The 22,165-nt window shown below is 42.7% G+C and carries 19 protein-coding genes; 10 read left to right on the forward strand and 9 right to left on the reverse strand.

Annotated features, from left to right (window positions below; translation table 11 throughout):
- Nucleotides 1–89: 89 nt before the first annotated feature.
- The 4 genes from FTV08_RS06465 to FTV08_RS06480 all read left to right on the forward strand — a co-directional run bounded on the left by FTV08_RS06465 (nucleotide 90) and on the right by FTV08_RS06480 (nucleotide 4,067).
- Nucleotides 90–980 (forward strand): LysR family transcriptional regulator, encoded by an 891-nt coding sequence (locus FTV08_RS06465; RefSeq protein ID WP_218947178.1) that lies wholly within the window; start codon nucleotides 90–92, stop codon nucleotides 978–980.
- Nucleotides 981–1,069: 89 nt separating this feature from the next.
- The gene (gene tal, locus FTV08_RS06470; protein WP_180086908.1) at nucleotides 1,070–2,047 is read left to right on the forward strand and encodes a transaldolase; all 978 of its coding nucleotides are present in this window, start codon (nucleotides 1,070–1,072) and stop codon (nucleotides 2,045–2,047) included.
- 75 nt (nucleotides 2,048–2,122) lie between these two features.
- On the forward strand, nucleotides 2,123–2,782 hold the full coding sequence (gene leuE, locus FTV08_RS06475) for a leucine efflux protein LeuE (RefSeq protein WP_004278829.1): 660 nt from the start codon (nucleotides 2,123–2,125) through the stop codon (nucleotides 2,780–2,782).
- Between the two features lie 109 nt (nucleotides 2,783–2,891).
- Nucleotides 2,892–4,067: a benzoate/H(+) symporter BenE family transporter gene (locus FTV08_RS06480; protein WP_005252204.1), complete on the forward strand. Its 1,176-nt coding sequence runs from the start codon at nucleotides 2,892–2,894 to the stop codon at nucleotides 4,065–4,067.
- A gap of 39 nt (nucleotides 4,068–4,106) precedes the next feature.
- Here FTV08_RS06480 and FTV08_RS06485 read toward each other — a convergent pair whose 3' ends face one another.
- On the reverse strand, nucleotides 4,107–4,451 hold the full coding sequence (locus FTV08_RS06485; RefSeq protein ID WP_005252206.1) for an SMR family transporter: 345 nt from the start codon (nucleotides 4,449–4,451) through the stop codon (nucleotides 4,107–4,109).
- A gap of 90 nt (nucleotides 4,452–4,541) precedes the next feature.
- The gene (locus FTV08_RS06490) at nucleotides 4,542–5,528 is read right to left on the reverse strand and encodes an alpha/beta hydrolase (RefSeq protein WP_180086909.1); all 987 of its coding nucleotides are present in this window, start codon (nucleotides 5,526–5,528) and stop codon (nucleotides 4,542–4,544) included.
- A 265-nt stretch (nucleotides 5,529–5,793) separates the two neighbouring features.
- Here FTV08_RS06490 and FTV08_RS06495 point away from each other — a divergent pair, with 265 nt between their 5' ends.
- Together FTV08_RS06495 and FTV08_RS06500 are read left to right on the forward strand one after the other, a co-directional pair.
- Nucleotides 5,794–6,237 carry a universal stress protein gene (locus FTV08_RS06495; protein ID WP_180086910.1) on the forward strand — a complete coding sequence of 148 codons (444 nt, stop codon included), beginning with the start codon at nucleotides 5,794–5,796 and terminating at the stop codon, nucleotides 6,235–6,237.
- Nucleotides 6,238–6,372: 135 nt separating this feature from the next.
- Nucleotides 6,373–6,819: a universal stress protein gene (locus tag FTV08_RS06500; protein ID WP_004278835.1), complete on the forward strand. Its 447-nt coding sequence runs from the start codon at nucleotides 6,373–6,375 to the stop codon at nucleotides 6,817–6,819.
- A gap of 33 nt (nucleotides 6,820–6,852) precedes the next feature.
- Here the strand turns inward: FTV08_RS06500 and FTV08_RS06505 are convergent, their stop codons facing one another.
- Nucleotides 6,853–7,062 carry a hypothetical protein gene (locus FTV08_RS06505; protein WP_004278836.1) on the reverse strand — a complete coding sequence of 70 codons (210 nt, stop codon included), beginning with the start codon at nucleotides 7,060–7,062 and terminating at the stop codon, nucleotides 6,853–6,855.
- Nucleotides 7,063–7,270: 208 nt separating this feature from the next.
- On the reverse strand, nucleotides 7,271–9,877 hold the full coding sequence (pepN, locus tag FTV08_RS06510) for an aminopeptidase N (RefSeq protein WP_180086959.1): 2,607 nt from the start codon (nucleotides 9,875–9,877) through the stop codon (nucleotides 7,271–7,273).
- 361 nt (nucleotides 9,878–10,238) lie between these two features.
- Between pepN and FTV08_RS06515 the strand changes: the two genes are divergently transcribed.
- The 3 genes from FTV08_RS06515 to thiM all read left to right on the forward strand — a co-directional run bounded on the left by FTV08_RS06515 (nucleotide 10,239) and on the right by thiM (nucleotide 12,698).
- Nucleotides 10,239–10,496 carry a hypothetical protein gene (locus FTV08_RS06515; protein WP_004278839.1) on the forward strand — a complete coding sequence of 86 codons (258 nt, stop codon included), beginning with the start codon at nucleotides 10,239–10,241 and terminating at the stop codon, nucleotides 10,494–10,496.
- Between the two features lie 161 nt (nucleotides 10,497–10,657).
- Nucleotides 10,658–11,818 (forward strand): hypothetical protein, encoded by a 1,161-nt coding sequence (locus FTV08_RS06520; RefSeq protein ID WP_085064296.1) that lies wholly within the window; start codon nucleotides 10,658–10,660, stop codon nucleotides 11,816–11,818.
- A gap of 31 nt (nucleotides 11,819–11,849) precedes the next feature.
- The gene (gene thiM / locus FTV08_RS06525; protein ID WP_082180536.1) at nucleotides 11,850–12,698 is read left to right on the forward strand and encodes a hydroxyethylthiazole kinase; all 849 of its coding nucleotides are present in this window, start codon (nucleotides 11,850–11,852) and stop codon (nucleotides 12,696–12,698) included.
- A gap of 572 nt (nucleotides 12,699–13,270) precedes the next feature.
- Here thiM and FTV08_RS06530 read toward each other — a convergent pair.
- Entirely contained in the window at nucleotides 13,271–14,794 is a 1,524-nt protein-coding gene (locus FTV08_RS06530) for a TerC family protein (RefSeq protein WP_180086911.1), read from the reverse strand.
- 742 nt (nucleotides 14,795–15,536) lie between these two features.
- Between FTV08_RS06530 and FTV08_RS06535 the strand changes: the two genes are divergently transcribed.
- Entirely contained in the window at nucleotides 15,537–16,001 is a 465-nt protein-coding gene (locus tag FTV08_RS06535) for a MarR family winged helix-turn-helix transcriptional regulator (protein WP_004278843.1), read from the forward strand.
- Between the two features lie 77 nt (nucleotides 16,002–16,078).
- Here the strand turns inward: FTV08_RS06535 and FTV08_RS06540 are convergent, their stop codons facing one another.
- From FTV08_RS06540 to zapE, 4 genes are all read right to left on the reverse strand, one after another.
- A complete protein-coding gene (locus FTV08_RS06540) occupies nucleotides 16,079–16,741 on the reverse strand; it encodes an SOS response-associated peptidase family protein (protein WP_180086912.1) in 663 nt (220 codons plus the stop codon).
- Between the two features lie 92 nt (nucleotides 16,742–16,833).
- Nucleotides 16,834–18,282 (reverse strand): aldehyde dehydrogenase family protein, encoded by a 1,449-nt coding sequence (locus FTV08_RS06545; protein WP_180086913.1) that lies wholly within the window; start codon nucleotides 18,280–18,282, stop codon nucleotides 16,834–16,836.
- Between the two features lie 127 nt (nucleotides 18,283–18,409).
- On the reverse strand, nucleotides 18,410–20,575 hold the full coding sequence (locus FTV08_RS06550; protein ID WP_180086914.1) for a malate synthase G: 2,166 nt from the start codon (nucleotides 20,573–20,575) through the stop codon (nucleotides 18,410–18,412).
- A 366-nt stretch (nucleotides 20,576–20,941) separates the two neighbouring features.
- Nucleotides 20,942–22,093, reverse strand: a complete 1,152-nt coding sequence (zapE, locus tag FTV08_RS06555) for a cell division protein ZapE (RefSeq protein WP_153566230.1) — start codon at nucleotides 22,091–22,093, stop codon at nucleotides 20,942–20,944.
- Nucleotides 22,094–22,165: the final 72 nt, after the last annotated feature.

Raw genomic sequence — 22,165 nt, forward strand, 5'->3', positions numbered from 1 at the left:
GCTCAATTCATTACATGATGCAAGAATTTTATTTCTTTAAATCTGACTATTCGAGTTAGAATCTATCAATAAAAATGAAAGATAAAATTATGAATGTTAATCAAGAACAGCTACTGATGTTTAAAACCGTGATGGAAACCGGTTCTTTCTCTGCAGCTGCCCGTCAACTAGGTAAAGTACCTTCCGCAGTCAGCATGGCCATTGCCAATCTGGAAATTGACCTGCATCTAGAACTGTTTCAGCGTATAGGTCGTGAACCAAAACCGACCGCACAGGCGCAGGTATTGTATGAAAAAACCCAGCAACTTCTGGTCGAAATGAATCAGTGGAAACAGCATGCTCAAGCCCTAAGTTCAGGCCTGGAATCTGAACTGAATATTGTGGTGGTTTCAGAATTACTGCATACGCGTTGGACCGATTATATCGTGTTACTGGAACAGGAATTTCCTGCACTGCAAGTCAATGTATTTAGTGCACCTCAGGAAGATGCACATCGTATGCTGTTCGAAGGTTCAGCGCAGCTGGCCCTGATGTTTGAACGCGAACAACTGGAAACACGGGAACAGTTTGTGGAATTGAAACGTGAGGTACTGGTCGCTGTAATCGCCAAACAGCATCCCCTAAGTCAATTCGATCAAGTCAGTTATGAACAGATTTTGCAAAACAGGCAGATTGTGGTGGCCAGTCGGGATCGCACCATCAAGCCGGAACTACTCTTTTCACGAAATTACTGGCGCACCGACAACCACCACTCGGCTTGCAGCATGATTCAGCAAGGACTGGGCTGGGGGGTTCTGCCACTCGAAATGCTGAATGAGCAGCCACATTTGCAAGATCAGTTACAGGTTCTCAACCTGCTCGATTTCACCCCAAAGTTTGAATATTTTGTTGATCTGGTCTGGAGCAGAGAAACCCGATTAGGCACAGCTGCTCATTTTTTGATTAATCACTTGCGCAAACAACGTAAAACCGGCCATTAATCACAGAAATTCAACGACAGTCTACTTGGTAAACCGGCCATTTATGATATATAAGAAAGCATAAGCAATAACCATAGAACTAGATCGTAATGACATTAACTGCATTAAACCAATTAAAAAACTTGACGACCATTGTGGCAGACAGCAGTGATTTGAGTGCCATTGAAAAATTTCGTCCGCTTGATGCAACCACCAATCCATCGCTGATTACTGCAGCAGCAAAACAACCTGAAAATCAGGCCTTGATTGAAGCTGCTTTTCAGCAAGCCCAGCAAGAAGGCTATGCAGATGACGCTCTGATTGAACGGACTATTGATATTTTAACGGTCAAATTTGGTGTAGAAATCTTAAAACTGATTGAAGGTCGTGTTTCAACGGAAGTCGATGCTTCGCTGTCCTTTAATACTGAAGCTACCATTGCCAAAGCCAAAGAGTTACTGGCACTTTATGCGCAATATGCAATTGACTCAGACCGCATTCTGATCAAGATCGCGTCTACCTGGGAAGGCATTCAGGCAGCGAAAGCACTGGAAGAACAAGGCATTCATACCAATCTGACTTTATTGTTTGGTCAGCATCAGGCCCATGCCTGTGCTGATGCCAAAGTAACATTAATCTCGCCTTTTGTCGGCCGTATTCTGGACTGGTACAAAAAAGCTGAAGGCGTTGAGTCTTACCCGATTGAAAAAGATCCGGGTGTACTTTCGGTTAAGCGTATTTATGAATTTTATAAAGCGCATGGTATTCAGACTGAAATCATGGGTGCCAGCTTCCGCAGTATTGATCAGGTTCTAGGCTTGAGCGGCTGTGACCTGCTCACGGTAGCACCAAACCTGCTGGCCGAACTGGAAAATGATCAGCGTGAAGTGCAGGCCCAACTCTCAGCCAAAGATATTAAAGTTCAAGGTGAACTCAGCCCAATCAGCCCTGCCGATTTTGAAGCACAACTGAAACAGGATCCGATGGCCAGTGAATTATTGCAAGGCGGCATTGACGGTTTCATTAAAGCCCGTGAGCAACTGGCTGCTTTATTACGTGAAACTTTCCTGAGTACCACTGAGATTTAAAGAAAATTTAGCAAATTTCTCCAAGCCGATGTTGCTATAATGCCGCATCGGCTTTTTTGTTCATGCGAGTTTTTCGTGTTTGGTATCACAGATCTAACGACCTTTATCATTGGAACCACGTTGATTGTGCTACTGCCCGGGCCGAATTCCCTGTATGTCATGTCGATTGCTTCGCGCTTTGGGATTAAGACGGGATATATGGGTGCCTTGGGGGTTTATACCGGTGATCTGATCCTGATTATATGTACAGCATTGGGAGCAGCTTCTTTACTGCATGCCTTTCCGGTACTGTTTATTGCACTGAAAGTTATTGGAGCGATCTATCTCAGTTACTTGGGTATCAAGCTAATCATTGCGGCCTACCAGACTTTCTTTCCGGAAAAGTCATCACAACGCGTCCAGATTAAAAAGACGACTCCAGATACGGTAGAATCTGTTCAGCCCTTTCGTACAGCGCTCACAATCAGTATTTTAAATCCCAAAGCGATTCTGTTTTATCTGTCTTTTTTTGTGCAGTTTGTCGATCCTGCCTATCCTTATCCAGCCCTGACATTCACGCTTCTGGCTGTAATCTTGCAATTGATCAGTATGACCTATCTTTCAATCCTGATTTTTTCTGGTGTAAAACTGGCGTCCTATTTCAACCAAAATTATAAAGTGACTGCCAGCTGTGTCGCAGCGGTCGGGATCCTGTTTTGCGGTTTTGGCCTTAAACTGGCGACTTCAACTTTCTAGCAATGATCGGCTTCAAACCAGTAGACCTTTGGATAAAATTGTTAAAAACATTGTGTTGATACGTGAAAAGCGTATGATTTAAACGCATTTAAAAATAGTGTCATGGATGATGCCAAAACTTTTACAAGATCTCTCCTTTCCTGCCGTCATGGCCGGTTTTATTACCTGCATGATTGGTATTAGTGTTTCCGCCGTACTGGTCATTGAAGCCGCTCAAAGCCTAGGTGCTAATCAGGCACAAATTAGCTCCTGGTTATGGGCACTGGGTATAGGTATTGGAGTTTCTGGATTTTTGCTTTCCTGGAAATATCGTTATCCGATTTCAACCGCCTGGTCGACTGCCGGTCTGGCACTGGTCATTGCTTCTGCCGGTCACTATAGTCTGGGTGAAGCAATTGGCGCTTTTCTGATTTCTGGCATCCTGATTGCCTGTCTGGGATTTTTTGGAATTTTCGAGCGAATTTTCCAGTTTATTCCACAAAGTTTGACCAGTGCCATGCTGGCAGGTGTTTTATTAAAATTTGGCATCTCGGTCTTTGGCAGTCTGCAACAGTCCTGGGAATTCGTGCTTTGTGTACTGGTGATTTATCTGGTTTCCAAAAAACTGAGTACGCGCTATAGCATCGTGATTACCGTGTTAATGGCTATTGCCCTCTGTCCGTTCTTTATTAATTTTACTATTCCGCAGCTGAACTGGAGTATTGCCCAGCCGGTATGGATTACACCTGAATTTAGCCTGCAAGCTGTTTTAGGACTGGCCTTACCTTTAATGGTGATTAATCTGGCATCGCAATACCTGCCTGGCTTGGCCGTCATCAAAAGTTATGGTTATCCGCCGAAAGTAAATTCTATTCTAGGCTGGACGGGTATTACACAGACGATGTTGGCACCATTTGGCTGTTTTAGTGTCAATCTTGCCGCAATCAGTGCGGCGGTCAGCCTGGATGTCCAAGCGCATCCTGATCCGGCCAAACGTTATATTGCCGGTATGAGCTGCGGCCTGTTTTATATCCTGATGGGTTTTTTTGCTGCGACCTTGACCAGTGTACTAATGGCTTTTCCGGGGATTCTGATTACAGTATTGGCAGGCATTGCCCTGTTTGGCACCATTGGCCACAATATCGCGCTGGCTTTTCAGGACAGTCATGACCGTGAAGCAGCACTGATGACATTCCTGTTTAGCGCCTCTAATATCCAGTTTTTTGGTATTGGCTCCGCTTTTTGGGGACTGCTACTTGGTTTGACGGTTTATTTGCTGTTTAAGCTTAAACCGCAAGTGGCATAAGCTTATTGTAGAAATGAGGCAGCTACCTTGTCTGCCTTTTTAATGCCCTGCAGTCTGGGAAAACAGGTTAATCACCACCACACCGGAAATGATCAGTGCAATCCCGATAAAAGCGGGCAAATCTAGCGCCTGCTTAAAGATCACATAGCCTGCGATTGCCGTAAGAACGATGCCTACTCCCGCCCAGATTGCATATGCAATGCCTAAGGGGATTACTTTAATCACCTGAGACAGCAAATAAAACGCAATACAGAATAAAACGACTACTGCCAGAGATGGCCATAATCGGGTAAAGCCTTCAGACTTCACCAGAAATGTTGATCCAGTCACTTCGGCAATAATAGCCAATGCCAACAATAAATATGCCCATGACACAGGATTCATTTTTTAAACTCCAAACTATTTTTCAATGATTGCTGTCGGGACGATCTGACACGATCAATCTTGAGAGATTCATTTTGCACAGTTTTCTCTTCACGGGGAAAGCTGATGTAAAAAATCCAGGGTTTTGACAAAAGTTTGCTGACTTTCCTTTTTGCCCATAAAAAACTGATATTCATGAATGAGCCAGGCCTTAGACTCTGGATAAAATATTTCAGTCACAGGAATCTGCTGTTCCTTCAAAGCTTTTACAAATGGTAGCGACTGAGTATCGGTCAGGAAGTCCTTATTCCCGCCACTGATGAACACGGGCGGATAAGACGGCGTAATATACTGAATCGGAGAAATCTGCTTTAAAAACTCGGCATCATATTTACGATCGCCGGTATAAGCCTGAATCAGGTTAAAGACACCCCATTCAATAATTTTCATTTCTTCAGGCGCTGTGCTGGCAAATGCTTCCAAGTCATAAATTCCACAATGCAAGATTAAACCTTTAAGCTGCGCGGGTTGCAGATGAGGCTGAATACCGGATTGGTTGGCAAATACAGGATTGGTCAAAAGCGCGGCGTAATGGCTAGCTATATTCGCCCCGGCAGAATCTCCGGCCAGATATAAGTTCTGGGCATCAATTTGGTAGGTGTCTGCATAGGTATCTAGAAATTCAAGTGCCTGATTGATCTGGTGTAACTGGCTAGGATAGGTCGCTTTTGGTGCAAACTGGTATTGTACGGATACCACATTATAGCCCTGTGCCGCCAGCAGCTTGAAATAACCGCGTGCATGTTCTTTAGAACCTGAAATCCAGCCGCCGCCATGAATCCAGACAATAGTCGGTCGCGGGCCAATACTGGCAATATTCTGCGGCTGATACAGATCCAGAGATAATTTCTGTTGCGGCGCATAGGTAATATTTTGCTGGACGATAACCGCACCAGGCGCATAACGATCCATCACTTTTTGCTGCAAGCCTGTGGTCAGGTTAAAAGCACCGGCAATGACTTTACTGTTCTGTGCGGTCTGACAGCCGGAAAGAATAACTGAACCTATGAGCAAAAGATGAATGGCAAAAAACCTCAAAACTGTCCCCTATACATGATCTAAAAACAGGCTACGGCAGTTTAAACCATCCTGCTGCAAACAAGGACTATTCATGCTCTTATTTTTGATCATAAAAACTACAATTCCGAGTTTTTTACTCTGTTTTTTCATGACTTTTACATGAAAAATATTTGTAATTTAATGAGTTTTTTCAATTTTACCGCTTTTTTGCAATTGCACCCGCCACAGCACTGTGCTATCAATAAACCAAGCCTAAAAATCAGACAACCTGCGGAGAAAAGCCATGGCTTATCAACATATTTTAGTCCCAGTGGACGGTTCAGAAATTTCCTTTTCTGCAGTACGACATGCTGCCAAAATTGCCAAGGCATTCGGTAGTCAGCTTTCCCTGATCAGCCTGATCGCAGAAGATCCTTTTACCGAGGCTGATTTCTATTACAGCTCCTCCATCATGAAGGAATATTTTATCGAGGCACATGCCAATGCCAAAAAGGCCTTGAAAGAAGCCACTGCCATCGCAGCCGGTGAAGGTATTGAAGCGCAATCCCGCATTGTCACAGGTTTAGTCAATGCAGAACATATTGCTGAAACCGCGGGTGAGGTGAAAGCCGACCTGATCATCATGGGTTCTCATGGCCGTAAAGGCTTCCAGAAAATGATTCTGGGCAGCTTTGCACAAGATGTATTGGGTGCGAGTGAAATTCCCGTACTGATCGTGAAAAAATAATCCTGATGCTGCGCATCTTCAAGATGCGCAGTACTTGCTACTTTACATTTGAACCTCTAGCAAAACATGCTGTGGAGATTTACTCGCTTAAACCACACTCCCCCTTTACTGCAATAATAAATATGAGGAAGCACCATGAATAACTATGATCATCTTCTCGTAGCACTCGATGAGTCCTCGATTTCCTATGCTGCCGCAGATCATGCCCTGGAACTGGCCAAAGTATTTCATAGCCATGTCACTTTACTCAGTGTGATTGCGGTGGATCCCTTTAAGGGCGTAGATTTTTACAAAGTTGCTCCTGCAGTCACAGATTACTTTATGCATGCAGAACAAAATGCACTTGATCGTTTAAATGAACTGAAACTGAACTTTGTTCGTGATGGCATCCAGGTGACGACAAAAATCCTGCATGGCATGGCACCGTCAGAAGGCATTATGCAGGCTGCAAATGAATCCCCGACCGATATGATCATTATGGGTTCACATGGTCGTAAAGGTCTGCAAAAACTTATGCTGGGCAGTGTCGCTCAAAATGTTCTGGCACTTTCCTCTATTCCAGTACTCATCGTCAGACAATAAGATGCTTGATCAAAGCCTGTATGATGCAGGCTTTTAGCGAAGTTTTTGATTTAACTCACTTAAGAAAATTTCAGCATCAAGCTGGCTTTGAAATACTTTTTTGTATTCTCCGACCTGCTGAATGGAATGCGGCGTATATTGAATGGAGATTTCAAGTAAGCCATTTTCAGGATTCTTGCTGACATGTACGGCAATAATATGCTGGCTATTTAAATAAAAACCATCTTCAATTTTCACTAACATATCTTGGACAACCTCTAGTAAGCGAATCTGTAGATCCCTTTACCTAGCTTACAGCTTAATAAACAAATACTCTTTTCCATATAATCATACTGTAACACCCTTTGATACTTAACTCGGCCTTTAGGGAAATTCAACTGTATTTAAAGACAGCATTTGAAAAGTAAAAAAAACCGGATCAGGTCGATCCGGTTTTTTATGAATATTGATGTTATACGCTGAGCATACTATTGAGTGTCTCAGACACATTTTTAGATTTAACCAGTGGCTTTAAGGTTTCAAGCTGTGCTTTCACTTCACTGCGTTGCGGTTCTGCCAAGGTATACCAGCGTGACAATACCTGTAGCAAACGTGAGCCTACAATCGGATTTTTCTCGTCCAGATATTTTGCCAGTCCAATAAAATGCTGCACGCCAAAGCTCCAGGTATTGACCGGATTAGCATTCAGCCCCCCGCTCACTGCACGGATACGGTTAGGCACAGCCAGATCATAATCCGGATGCTGGGTCAGATACGCAATGGTTTCATCTGTTGCTTTTGGATGGGCTGCCTGAACCATAAACCATTGGTCTAAAGACAAGGCTTCATCTTCAAAGCGGCTATAGAAATCGGCCAGAGCTTCTTCTGCTTGTGGTGCATCATTCCAGACCAAGACTTTCAGTGCACCCAAACGTTCAGACATATTCCCCGTATGATATTGCTCATAAGCTAAATCAAAGGCAAATGCATCTCCCTGACGAGCCATCATCGTCAGCATGATGTTTCTTAAGGCGCGCACACCCATCGCTTGCGAGAATTCAGATTGCAGATCAGGATCCAGATTAAGATAAGTTTCTTTCGCTGTTTCTCCAAAAGCGCGTGCCAAGGTATGCAGCAAAGCCTCACGTTTTTCCTGAATCATGACTGGATTATAATCCTGATCAATACGGCTACCTAAATAACCTTCCGACGGAATATCAAACAGACGTGATGCCAACAGCGGATCTTTCTCAATCACATCCGGCAAGGTATTGAGCATAGCCTCGATATAAATTTCTGCAGGCTGGTCATCCAGCAAGATACGCTCGAGTAAGGTCTGAGTTGCTTGCCACTGGTTAAAACCATTCGTTTCATATTGCAACAGGAAAGCCAGCTCTTTCTCTGAATAGTCAAAGTCCAGACTCACTGGTGCAGAGAAATTACGCAGCAAGGACACCACTGGTTTTGCTGTCACACCGCTAAATTCGATCGTGGCTTCATCCTGATCAAACAGATACACGCCATCTTTCACGCCATTTTCAAAGAGTGCCTCAGAGTTCAGCGTTAGCTGCTCACCGGTTTCAGCATCAAACAATGCCAAAGCCACTGGAATTGGAACTGCTTTCAGATTCGGGTATTTGGCATGCGGTTTCAGGCTTTGCTTAAAGCTGAGGCGATAGATTTGGGTCTCTACATCATATTCAGCTTTTGCCTCAAGTTTAGGCGTACCCGGCTGGTTATACCAGGTCAGGAAGTTGGATAGATCCACCCCTGAACCTGCGGTGAGTGCAGATACCCAGTCTTCCACCGTTACCGCCTGACCATCATGACGGCGGAAATATTCATCGGTTCCCTGACGGAATTTTTCCTTGCCAAGCAAGGTCGCCATCATGCGGTTAATTTCCGCACCTTTTTCATAAACGGTGGCGGTATAGAAGTTGTTAATTTCTACAAAATGATCCGGACGCGGTGGATGTGACAATGGGCCTGAATCTTCGGGGAACTGATGCGCTTTGAGAACTGCTACATCATCAATACGTTGTACCGCAGCCGACTGTAAATCTTCCGAGAAAGACTGATCACGGAATACGGTCAAGCCTTCTTTCAGACACAACTGGAACCAGTCACGACAGGTAATCCGGTTACCAGTCCAGTTATGGAAATATTCATGCGCAATCACCGACTGCACTCGCATGATAGCAGCATCAGTGGTGTACTCTTCATCGGCCAGCACACATGAAGTATTGAAGATATTCAGACCTTTATTTTCCATGGCACCCATGTTGAATGCACTGGTCGCCACGATCATGTAGTTATCCAGATCATAAGGCAGACCATAATGCTCCTCATCCCAGCGCATGGAATGTTTGAGCGCTTCCATGGCGATCTTGCATTTTGGAATATCTTTTTCTTCTGCGTAGATTTCCAGAGCTACATTGCGGCCTTCTGAGGTGACATAGGAATCTTTCATCACTGCCAAATCACCAATGACACAGGCGAACAAATAGCTCGGTTTCTTGGTCGGATCCTGCCACACGGCATAGTGACGATTGGCATCGACTTCACCTGTTTCCAGCAGGTTACCATTTGCAAGCAAAACCGGATATTTCTTATCTGCTTCGACACGCGTCGTAAAGACCGACAACACATCTGGACGGTCTGGATAGAAAGTAATTTTACGGAACCCTTCTGGTTCATTTTGGGTCACAAACAGATCTGAACTGGCCTGATACAAACCTTCCAGCATCGTATTACTTTCAGGGTGGATTTTAACCACAATTTCAAGCAACACTTGATCAGGTGCATTGGCAATCACCAGTTGTTCAGCATCCAAGTGGTAGTCACTGGCATTCAGGGTTTGACCATTTAACTTAATCGATTGCAGCTCTAGATCGCGGCCAAGCAGAACCAGATCGCCAGCAGTTTGGCGCTGCATCTCCAGCTTGCTGCTGACCAGACTGTGGTCACTATAGACTTGAATATTCAGGTCGATGGAATCAACAATAAAGGAAGGTTTTTGATAGTCTTTTAAATAAATGGTTTGATCCGCTTCGATCACCGGGTTTGCCGCAATATTCATGTCCTGTCCTAATCTTTTATCGTATTCGACATTGTTCATGTCAAAATCATACGCCAAGTTTTAAACGCTGTCTGTGCATTTGTATTGTTAGATCTAATATGGGCATTTCGTGCACCACTTTCAATGCATTCTGCCTAATTGAGCAGCACTCGGCTCTACATAAGAAATATCTGTGCCATAAAAACAGTCAGAATCATAATTTCTTACATTTTCATAAATCACTGATTTAAAAATATATAATTTTATTTGCAGCGTACCGCATAAATACAGATTAAAAAATGAGCACACTTCTTGCTAAAGTTAAACTGTGTTTTTCCACACTTCCAATGAAAGAATAATGATAACGATGATGAGGTGAGCCATGTATTTAAAACAGCATGTTGTACGGATCGAAAATATCAAAACTTTGCAGACCCTGGATCAGGCCAATATTGACCATAAAGTGATTGCCCTGTTGATGAGCTGTGAAGGCATTCCGCTTCAGGCCCATGAAGTGACTGCCATTCTCAACACCTACGATGCACTCGGTGCCAAAAAAGTGCCCTCTAAAAAGGTTCAGGCCTTAATTCATGCCAAACACCGCGGCGAGGAGGACGACACATTACCCTGCCCGGTTTAAAAAGCGTCATTTTATGTTTTTAAAATCAGAGCTACTTCGGTAGCTCTTCTCCTGTTTGGGTGACTATTTTTGATTTAGAAAAATTGCACCAGTCCACTACGTTTGCATCTCATCAGCCGTGTATAATCAAATGCCCGTCCATTCTAGAGTTGCTCGCGACCATGGTATTCAGTGTTCTGCAAAAACAGCTTGATGAAAGTACCCACTGCCCGCTGTGTAAGGCATCGATGTATTGGATTGAGGCAGAGCAATATGATCAGGAACTGAACTATCATGAATGCAGTCATTGCCAGCATCAGCTTTATTCCGATCAAAAGCACAATTGTTATTGTGAACACTGTCTGGCGCAGCGTAAACGAATGCTCAAGGAAGTCCGTTTACAGGAAAACCGTCAATATCATAAAAAACAGGATCGGCCGGTTCTTGAGCTGAATCAGCTCAGTTTTATCAATAAACTGTTTTTACTTGCGATTCTGGATGAACAGGTGCAGGAATATAGCCAGCATCGTGAATATATTGACTGGCATCAAATTCGATATTATTCCATCAGTCCCAACTATCTGTTCCAACATGGTCTGGTAAAAAGCCTGATCCGGGATCAGGTTCTGATTCCCAAAGATCTCCAGCAGGAAAATCAGCATTATTATATTAATGTGCGACTGGATGGTTATTCTGAACCGACCCTGTTCAGTATCACCCAGCAGCTGCGCAACTGGTTTTATCAAAACCTGAGCCAAGGTGTGCCCTTTAAAAGTGCAGATGAAGTCAAAGATGCACTCTATTGCCTGCTATATGAAGAAATCATTCAGTTTGCCCAATTCTATTGCCGTAGCTGGAATGTGCAGATTGCCGGAAATCAGAGCTTTCAGACTTTTTGCTATCGTCTTTTGGATGTATTGGCTGTGGGACAGATTTATTATCTGGTACAAACAGGACTGGAATATCTGTACAAACAAAAAGCCCTCAAGCCTCGCAATGAAAACTTTATTAATACCAATCTGCTGAAAAAAACCTTGCAGCAGTACCGCGAACGTTCAGTTACAGAAAAATGGGAAACCTCTACCCTGCCGCGTCCACCGCAACTGGCATTCAGCAAGATGAGCGAAATCCTGTTTTATCGGTTTTTGGGCTATGATGAAAATATCTTCTTTCAGCCAGTATGGCGTTCGTGGCACAAGATCGAACCCCGCCTGAAATTTTATTCCCAGAAACGTTGTATGCACTGCGGCTCACAGGAACTGTCGGTGGATTATGATGCCAGTGACTATGTCAGCCTGTTCTGTCGTAGCTGCAAGCATCAAGACCATTATTTTACCCGCTGACCGAATACAACGAATCTTTCTCCTATTCTAAATGACCACGATGACTACTTCGATGCAAGCATTACAGCAAACACTTCTGGACCAGATCTGTGAAGCCTGGTTGAAACTTCAGCAACAGCAACCCCTGGTGCATATCATGACCAATACGGTGGCCAGCAACTATGTCGCCAATATTGTACTGGCTGCACATGCTTCTCCGGCCATGATCGACAATCCTTTTGAAGCTGAAAGTTTTGCCAAGATTGCAGCAGCAATCAGTCTGAATCTGGGTACACCGACGACAGAGCAGGTTCAGGCGATGCAGATTGCTGCGAAAACTGCACATCAATTGCAAAAACCGTGGGTGCTTGATCCGGTCGGTTATGGAACAGTTCTGCGCTGGCGTTCTGGCGTCGTAGATCAGTTGATGCATTCCCAGCCTACGATTTTACGAGGCAATGCTTCTGAAATTGGTGCTTTGGCTGGCAAGCAGATCGAGTCCAAGGGTGTAGACAGCACAGTAGACAGTGCGGATGTTTATTTACAGGCGCGAAGTTTGCTGGATCATTGTGAATGTATCGCAATCTCCGGTGAATCTGATTACATTATTTCGAAAGACTATCCTGTGATACAGGTGTCAGGCGGTTCTGCTTTACAGCCCCGAATCACGGCAATGGGATGTGCACTCGGTGCACTGATCGCTGCCTATAGTGCAGTAACGTCTCCAGCCCTTGCTGCATTAACGGCACATGTACATTTTGCAATTGCCGGTCAATTGGCATTTGAACGCGCACAACAGTTAGGCAGTTTTAATGTCGCCTTTCTGGATGAAATCCACCAACTCAATACTGAAACAATCCGAAAATACGCCAACTTTAAAATTCTGCCAGAATCCATTTAGTTTACTGGTCGCTTCACAGGGTGTTTATTCTCTTGAATAGATAAACGCCCCTATTTAGATTGATCCTGCTCATTTGCTCTATTCACCTCATTAGAAATGTTTTGTCTAGCTCTTTCGGAGATCATTTTTGAGTAGTTTTATTCTGAACTGAGTAGGCTTCATGCAACTTATCTAGTGATTTCCACACAAACGGTTTCCATTTTACTTAAGATCTGTTTGCATCATGCAAATCTAGTTCATGTGAATTGTAGTTCAATTTTTTGTCAGTATTTAAATATGACTTTTAAGTTTTGATTAACAGGTTACATAAATCAATATTTAAAGCCTGATCATGCTTATTTTTGATTGCTGATTTGACTTTTTTGGCTTCAAAATCCCAGTGCAATACTAGGATATTCAGCTCAATCGGGAACATGACTAATAGTATGAATAGACTGATAAAAATCAGTTCAAATAATGAGCTAACTTTCATTTCAATGAATCAGCTTTATAAATATGCATTAAAAAAGCCAGCTGCCACCAAAGCAACTGACTTTTAAGATTTGAACAAACAAAGTGTTTAAAACACCTGTTTAACCTGCGTAATGAATGCTGACCGACTTGATACGATTGCTTTCAATTTCAGTGACTTTGAACTGAACACCTTGATAATTTAACTCGGTACCCACTTCAACCGTACTGTTGGTTTTATCCAGAATCAAACCCGCCACACTGATATAACCAGCATCTTCATCAATCAGATCAATCATGCCAAGTTCCAGCTCAAGCTGATACAAGTCTAACATGCCCGATGCGATCCAGTGCGTATCATCCACTTTCACCAGATCCAGCTGTTCGTCTGCATCCGGGAATTCACCAGCAATTGCTTCAAATACATCCAGCGGTGAAATCAGACCCTGTACATTACCAAACTCGTCACTCACCAAGACCAAAGAACCTTTAGAAGTACGCAAGGTATTAATCGCGTCAATAACTTTCATCTTTTCAAAGATATAAATTGGGCGATGACGTTTAATCAGTGCTTTTAATTCTTCCGGCTCTTCCAGTACATCCAATAATTCTTTGGCACGTACTACGCTAATCACCTTATCTAGGCTACCGCGACATACCGGGAACAGACTGTGTGGAACAGACAGAATTTTTTCACGGATCTGTTCTGGGCTATCTTCCAGATCAACCCATGAAATCTGACCGCGCGGCGTCATGATCGAAGCGACTGAACGCTCTGCAAGGGTAAGCACCCCACCAATCATATAGCGTTCTTCATCTGCAAAGGTTTCTTGTGCCTCATTATTTTGAGTATCTGTCGTCTCTAACTTGCCACCCATTAACTTTAGGATCGAGTCAGCCGTACGATGACGCAAAGGAATCTTAGATTCATGTTTAGCAGCATTACGCTGACCAAACTGGTTAAATGCTTCAATTATGATCGCAACACCAATACCTGAATAGATATAGCCTTTAGGAATATGGAAACCAAAACCTTCTGCAATTAGACTGATACCAATCAAAAGTAGGAAGCTTAAACACAGAATCACCACGGTTGGATGACGGTTCACAAAATTGGTCAATGGTTTCGATGCCAGTAGCATCACGCCCATTGCGACAATCATGGCAGCCATCATGACATAAATATTGTCGACCATACCAATGGCGGTAATCACTGAATCTAAAGAGAAAACAGCATCTAAAACAACAATCTGTGCAACAACAGCAGTGAAACTTGCATATACCACATTGGTAGACACTGTGACTTCAGGTTTACCTTCAATCTTTTCATGCAGCTCAGTAACGGCCTTATACACCAGGAACAAGCCACCAAATAACAAGATCAGGTCCCGACCGGAGAAGGTCCAGTCAAACACAGTAATCAATGGTTGTGTCAAAGTGACCAACCAGGCAATGGCAAATAACAGGCCTAGACGCATGAATAATGCGAGAGACAAACCAATAACACGTGCTTTATCGCGTTGTTCAGGAGGAAGTTTTTCAGCCAGAATGGCAATGAAGACTAGGTTATCAATACCTAAAACAATTTCAAGAATAATAAGAGTAATTAAACCTACCCAGATTCCGGGATCTAATAAAAATTCCATTAGAGAATGACCCCGTTCGAGTAAGCTAGAAATAGAGATGGAAGATCAACGCACGGCGAGGGATCCATTAAAATTTAACCTATGCAACTTAAGACTATTCCATTATGCATAAACTGAGTATTTTGTAATGTATTAATTTACAAAAAAATTACATGATCATGATTTTATTGAGACTTTTATGATCAACTGATTGATGCTGAAACTGATTAATTTTAATTTTTTCTACATCATTTATTCGAATTGAATTAAAAATAAACAGAATTTAGTTTGATTAGGCTATTATTTTTAACGTCACTTAAAGATTAGAGCATAAACTATTTTTTTATTGAAAGAACAATCACTTAAAAATATAGCTGTAAATAATCATTTACTATATTGACTAAAACCACTCAATCACCCTATATTTCTTAAATCGATTAATTTATTGAAATACAATCATTTGCATTAAAACCTATTCAGACAGGCTGCTTAAGAACAATAAAAAGTCTTGGAAAACATTTCTACTCACGAAATACATAATGAGGAATTAAATTTATACAAAATATTATCGCCTTTCATCCGATTTTAAAGAACAATCTTCGCGCCAGATAAGGCTCACATGCAGAACTGATCAACTCCTTGGGATGTTAAGCAAAACTAAAAAGTGTTAGCGCTTTAACATTTTTAAAATAAAGGTTGAAATATGCATAAACTTTTTCATAAAATGAACGGGCCCTAGAAAAATAAATACAAGGAACATTTCATGACTAAGAAATATGCAAAATTTTTGCCGTGTACGGAAGAATTTAATTTAGAAAACTTTCCATATTATTGGGTAACTCAGGTTCATGCTCAATACGTCGTTAATGTCGATCATGCACTAAAAAAGTATGGTGTTGACAATTCCCGCCGCCGCATCCTTCTTGCACTAAAAGCCAAACCGCATGCCAGTGTTTCTGATTTGTCAGAGATGGTTGTTTCTAAAATGTCGACCACGACTAAAATTGTCTACCGCTTAAAAGACGAAGGTCTGGTCGAAACCTATTCATGTGAGGATGACGCACGGATTACCCGAGTATTTTTGACTGACAAAGGCATGCAAATGACACATAAGATCAATGATCTGACCAATGTCGTACTGGAACAGTCATTTGAAGGCCTGACGCCTTTGCAAATTGAAAAAACCATGGAAAGTTTACGTCATATTTTCAAAAATTTAGCTCGTTAAAGACCTACTTTTTATTTTAAATAGACGCTGGCGAATTGGCGCATACTTTATAATAATAAATAATTCGCCAGAGCTTTCTAAAAATCAAAAAAGTTCAGTTGTGGACTGACTTTTTTGATTTTTTCTTTTGGTACATGTGAACATTCAAACTCTTCTACCGGAAAGCCCTCTACAAAGCTACGAATATCCGGATGCCTTAGCGTTAGCCATTCTTGCAGTCGCTGCTGTGGAATCACAATAACCGAGCGTTTGATATTACCCGGCTCATGAAACTCCTTCATCATGGGATGGTCAATTGCATCCATAGTAATCATACTGGCAGAGCGTACAATTTCACCTTGTACCCGAGCAATCTCATACACAGCTGCAATAAAAGTCGCCTGACCATCTTTACGTCTTACACCCCAACGCTGCGGTTTATTGTCAAAATATTTGGACTCATAAAATTCCGATACCGGAATGACGCCAAAATGACATTTGGCGGTGGCTTCAGCGAAGGTGGGCCTTTGCAGTAAGGTTTCATTTCTGGCGTTATAGGTCTTGGTACCTATAGTTTTGTCTTCTGCCCATTTCGGAATGAGTCCAAAATTCACGGAACGCCATTCCAGTCCTTGAGCTGAATGAAACAAAAGCGGTGTAGCATAATTGGGATAGACCTCCTCTGGATATTCAAAAGGAATTTCTGGCAATCCCAGATTATGCAACTGCTCTAAGGTTAAAAGCTTAAAATTGGCGCACATGGTTCATATATGTAAATCATTCGACCATAACATTATACCGTGATGCCAAGTCGAAGCCTGTCGTATTTCTATAGTTTTAGGCGCATTGCCTGTTATGAATTCGGTACAGTCAACCAATGTGTTCGGGTAAACTCCTCAAAAATCCAGCGGCCATTAAAACGACCCAATCCTGAATTTTTTTCGCCGCCAAAGGGTGCATTTGACTGGTCTGCTACACTAATGCCATTAATATGCGTCATACCAATATCTAGTTGTGCGGCAAAAGCAGTGCCTCGATCGATGTTTGAAGTACATACTGCACTGGATAAGCCAAACTCGGTCGCATTGGCTAGGTTTAAAGCATGTGCTTCATCCCGGGCTTTTAAGATAGGTAAAATCGGACCGAAGCTTTCTTGCTGCGCCAGATCGGAATCTTCCGCAACATCAATAAAAATATGCGGAGAAACCAGATTCCCTTCAATGCCTCCTTCATAGACCAGTTGCGCGCCCTGCTCGCTGCCCGTTTGAATGATCTGTTGATGCTTTTTAACCTGACTCTGGTTAATGATCGGACCGATCACGGTATCTTCCAGATTTGGATCACCCACCGGAATCATTTTGATCCGATCCAGGAGCTTATCTACATAAGCATCATGAATAGAGGCATCGACAATGACCCGGTTAGTACTCATGCAAATTTGTCCCTGATGCATAAAACGCCCCATCAGCGTTAGTTCAACCGCAAGATCAAGATCGGCATCATCCAGAATGACCAAAGGTGCATTGCCACCCAGTTCAAGTGCCAGACGTTTGATTCTCGAACTGGCTAGAGCCTTACTGCCAACACTTTTTCCCACTTCGGTGGAGCCGGTAAATGAAATCATTTTCGGCACTGAATGCTCAACAAAATAATCCCCGATTTCACTGCCAGCACCGGCAACAATATTCAGTGCACCTGCAGGCAAACCTGCCTCTTCAAATAATTTACCAATTAAGGTGCCGCCAGTCACTGGTGTATCACTGGCTGGCTTCAGCACAACGGTATTACCACAGGCAATTGCAGTTGCCACTGAACGTAAGGATAAATGAAATGGAAAGTTCCATGGACTAATGACAGCAATCACGCCTAAGGGCTTGCGCAAAACCATACTTTTACGTGCCGGATCCTTACTTTCCAGCTGTTCTGTTTGGATCCAGTCTGGAAAAGCCAGACTTTCCTGAATGATGCCCAGAGCAGCATCTACCTCAACGCTGGCTTTAATGCGCGTACTGCCTGATTCAATAATGAGCCAGTCAATGATTTCGTCCCGACGCTGCTGAATGATCGCGATTAAATTTTGCAGCACTGTTTTACGTACTTCAATGGATTTCAAGCCCCCTTGCTGGAAAGCCTGCTCTGCTGCGGTATAAGCACTGTCGACATCGACAGAACTGGCAGCTGCCATGCTAAAAATTTCGCTCTGGGTATAGGGGTTGATATTTTTTATTGTTCTGGTTGAAGTACCGGCTTGCCACTGACCATGAATAAACTGCTGGTCTAAATTTTGATATACCGTTGTCATTTTATTGTTTCCTCGCATGCTTTGCCCCACTTTAAAAGTTCGGCTGGAAAATTTCTAGTCAGAACGACAGCGGCTTACCATTAGACAATAAAAAAGCCTCCGAAGAGGCTTTTTAAGCTAGACAGGATTAATCACCTTTATAACCTTTTAACTTTAAACGCGCTGCATGTAGAAGCGGCTCAGTATAACCTGATGGCTGCTCACCACCTTTAAAGATCAGGTCAGATGCTGCCTGGAATGCAATATTGTTGGCAAAGTCAGCAGACATTGGCGTATACAGTGGATCATTGGTATTTTGCTCATCCACAATTTTCGCCATACGTTGCATGACTTCTTCTACTTGCTCACGACTTACGATACCGTGACGCAACCAGTTCGCAACGTGTTGTGAAGAAATACGTAGAGTTGCACGGTCTTCCATTAAACCGACATCATTGATGTCTGGCACTTTAGAACAACCTACACCCAAATCTACCCAACGAACGACATAACCCAAGATACCTTGACAGTTATTTTCAAGTTCTTTGGTTTTTTCTTCTTCAGACCAGTTAGTGTCTTTCGCCAATGGCGGTGTCAACAAATCATCTAGAGATAAAGGCTGAGTCGACAATAGTTCTTGCTGACGGTCTGCAACATTAATCTGGTGATAGTGAATCGCGTGGATCACCGCACCTGTAGGTGATGGAACCCATGCACAGCTCGCACCCGCTTCAGGATGTTCAGTTTTGGTTTTGTACATGTCAAGCAGCATGTCTGGCTTTGGCCACATGCCTTTACCGATTTGTGCTTTACCACGTAAACCTGCTTGCAGACCAATCATCACGTTACGGTTTTCATAAGCCGGGAACCAGATTTGGCCTTTTACTTCGCCTTTACGAACGAATGGACCAGCTTCCATAAAGGTATGGATTTCATCGCCGGTACGGTCCATGAAACCTGTATTGATGAAGATCGTACGATCTTTGGCTTGTGCAATACAGTTCTTCAAGTTCACAGAAGTACGGCGTTCTTCATCCATAATCCCGATTTTTAAAGTTTTTGCAGGTAAGCCAAGTGCCTGTTCTGCACGTTCAAACAATTCAACGGCAAATGCCACTTCTTCAGGACCATGCATTTTCGGCTTAACGATATACATTGAACCTTGACGCGAGTTCTTGATGGTGTTTTCACCTTTGATGTCTGCAAAAGACAACAATGGCGTAACCAATGCATCCATGATGCCTTCATAGATTTCTGCGCCATCTACCAGAATCGCAGGGTTTGTCATTAAATGACCAACATTACGCAGCAACATCAATGAACGGCCGTGAACTTTAGTTTCACCACCTTCTACATTTTTGAAAGTACGGTCTTCATTCAGTTTACGGGTAACAGTTTTACCGTTTTTCTCAATAGACTCTTCTAAAGTACCTTTCATCAGGCCTAACCAGTTACGGTAGCCTTCTACTTTTTCTTCAGCGTCAACAGCTGCAATCGAGTCTTCCAAGTCCTGAATGGTCGTAACCGCCGCTTCAAGAACTACATCTTTTACACCAGCGGCATCAGTTTGGCCAATCGGGCTGCTGGCATCAATTTGCACAATAGCGTGCAGGCCATTATTTTTAAATACGATTTCAGTCGGTGTTGAAGCTTCGCCATTGTAGCCAACGAATTTAGCCGCATCTGCCACAGATGTTTTTGAACCGTCTTTTAGGGTAACAACCAGTGCATTACCTTCAACTGCGTATTGAGTTGCGTCTGCATGCGAACCTTGTGCCAATGGGAAAGTTTCGTCGAGGAAATTCTTTGCAAATGCGATAACTTTCTCACCACGTTTCGGGTTATAACCTTTGCCTTTTTCCGCGCCATCTTCTTCAGAGATGACGTCAAAACCATAAAGTGCATCGTACAAAGAACCCCAACGTGCGTTTGCAGCGTTCAGGCAGTAACGTGCATTACGTACCGGTACCACCAACTGTGGACCTGCCAGTACTGCAATTTCTTCGTCTACATTTTCAGTGCTGATTTGAAAATCTTCTACTTCTGGTAACAAGTAGCCAATTTCAGTCAAGAAAGCTTTGTAAGCTTGTAATTCAAATGTGTTATTGCGGTGCCATTCATCAATTTTCGCCTGAATGTCATCACGCTTAGCCAAAAGTGCTTTATTTTTAGGGCTAAGATCAACAACGACTTGTTCAAAGTTTTTCCAGTATGTTTCGCTGTCTAAACCAGAACCTGGTAGTGCTTCATTTTCGATGAAATCGTAAAGTTCTTTAGCAATCGCTAACTTGCCTTTTTGAATACGTGCAGTCATTGTCTTTCCTGATATTGCTACTTTTTATACAAGAGATTCTAGTATACCGATTAAAATCTAGCTGAATAGTATTATCACATTGCTAAATACTGAGCATTTTTTCCAATATGAATACCCTCATAAACATATTTGATCTTTCTCAGTTACAAATAGATATCATTCTGCTAAATACCTTAATGACAGTGTATAAAGTTTTCGAAATGTAGAAATTAGACTTAAGTTCAGATTTTCGAGTAAAAATTATGCATTCTAGTTATACACGATCATATTTAGATCAAGATTAAGCCATGTTTGATCAGGCTTGTCGATAATTTAAGTACCTATTTTTATAAAAAAAGCGCTAGTAAATAACCAGCGCTTTTATTCTTACTCTCCGTTCACGGAGACGATTTTCTCAATCTGGCGATGTTCAGAATTCAGGTATTCATCCGACTGCATTTCCAGCAAACGGGAACGGGTCCGTTCAATTTCAAAGGCCAGTTTCTCACCTTGATAAATATCCACGATATTATCTTCCGAGGTTAAGAGTAACTTGACGCCACGGTCATAAAATTCATCGACCAGATAAATAAAACGGCGCGTTCCATCATTCAGGAAATCGGTCAGATGCGGTACATTACTCACCAAAACCGTATTATAAATATTGGCGATTTCAATAAAATCAGCCGGACTGCGTGGCTTTAAACACAGTTCAGAAAATTCACACCACAATACATCTTCAGTATGTGACACGGTTTCAACAATACGGTTGTTGATAATAATCGGCTCTTCAGAACAGGTCTGAGTCTGGGTCAAAGCGCTAAAACGTTGAGCAATCCAGTTTTTATGATCATGTGTTAACGGGAATTTAAACAGTTGTGCCTGTTTCAAAACCCGTAGACGGTAATCGACTCCGGCATCGACATTTAACACCACACAGTTTTTCTTGACCAGTTCGATGGTTGGCATAAAACGGTCACGATGAATGCCGTTTTTATATAAACCGTCCGGTGCGATATTCGAGGTAGCAACCAAAGTAATACCGCGTTCAAACAGCTTCTGGAACAGATCGCTCAGAATCATCGCATCCGTTACGTTGGATACAAAAAATTCATCAAAACAGATGATGACCGCTTCTTTATAAATCCGATCCGCCACGATATCTAGCGGATTACGCTGTCCGGATAATTTGTTTAACTCACGATGCACATGCTGCATAAAATGGTGAAAATGCATCCGGGTTTTACGGCGAAACGGAATCGAATCGTAAAACTGATCCATCAACCAAGTTTTGCCACGCCCTACTCCGCCCCACATATACACGCCTTTCGGAGACGTCTGACGGCGAAAGCGGCGAAATGCTTTTTTTGATGCCTTAAAACGCTGAATCAATTCCAGCCAGACACGATTCAGTTCATGTACTGCCATTGCCTGTGCTTCATCAGGCATAAACTGTCCTGAAGAGATCGCTTGCGCATAACGTTCTGCAGGAGAAATCGGACTAAAAGCGGTGCTGTGCTGTGAATTAAAATCGGACATAGAATTTCGTACTATTTGGGATCAATTTAATTATAGCGGAGTTTAATCAACACGCTATAACACTTTGGCATA

The sequence above is a fragment of the Acinetobacter sp. YH12226 genome (assembly GCF_013417805.1).
Lineage (GTDB): Bacteria > Pseudomonadota > Gammaproteobacteria > Pseudomonadales > Moraxellaceae > Acinetobacter.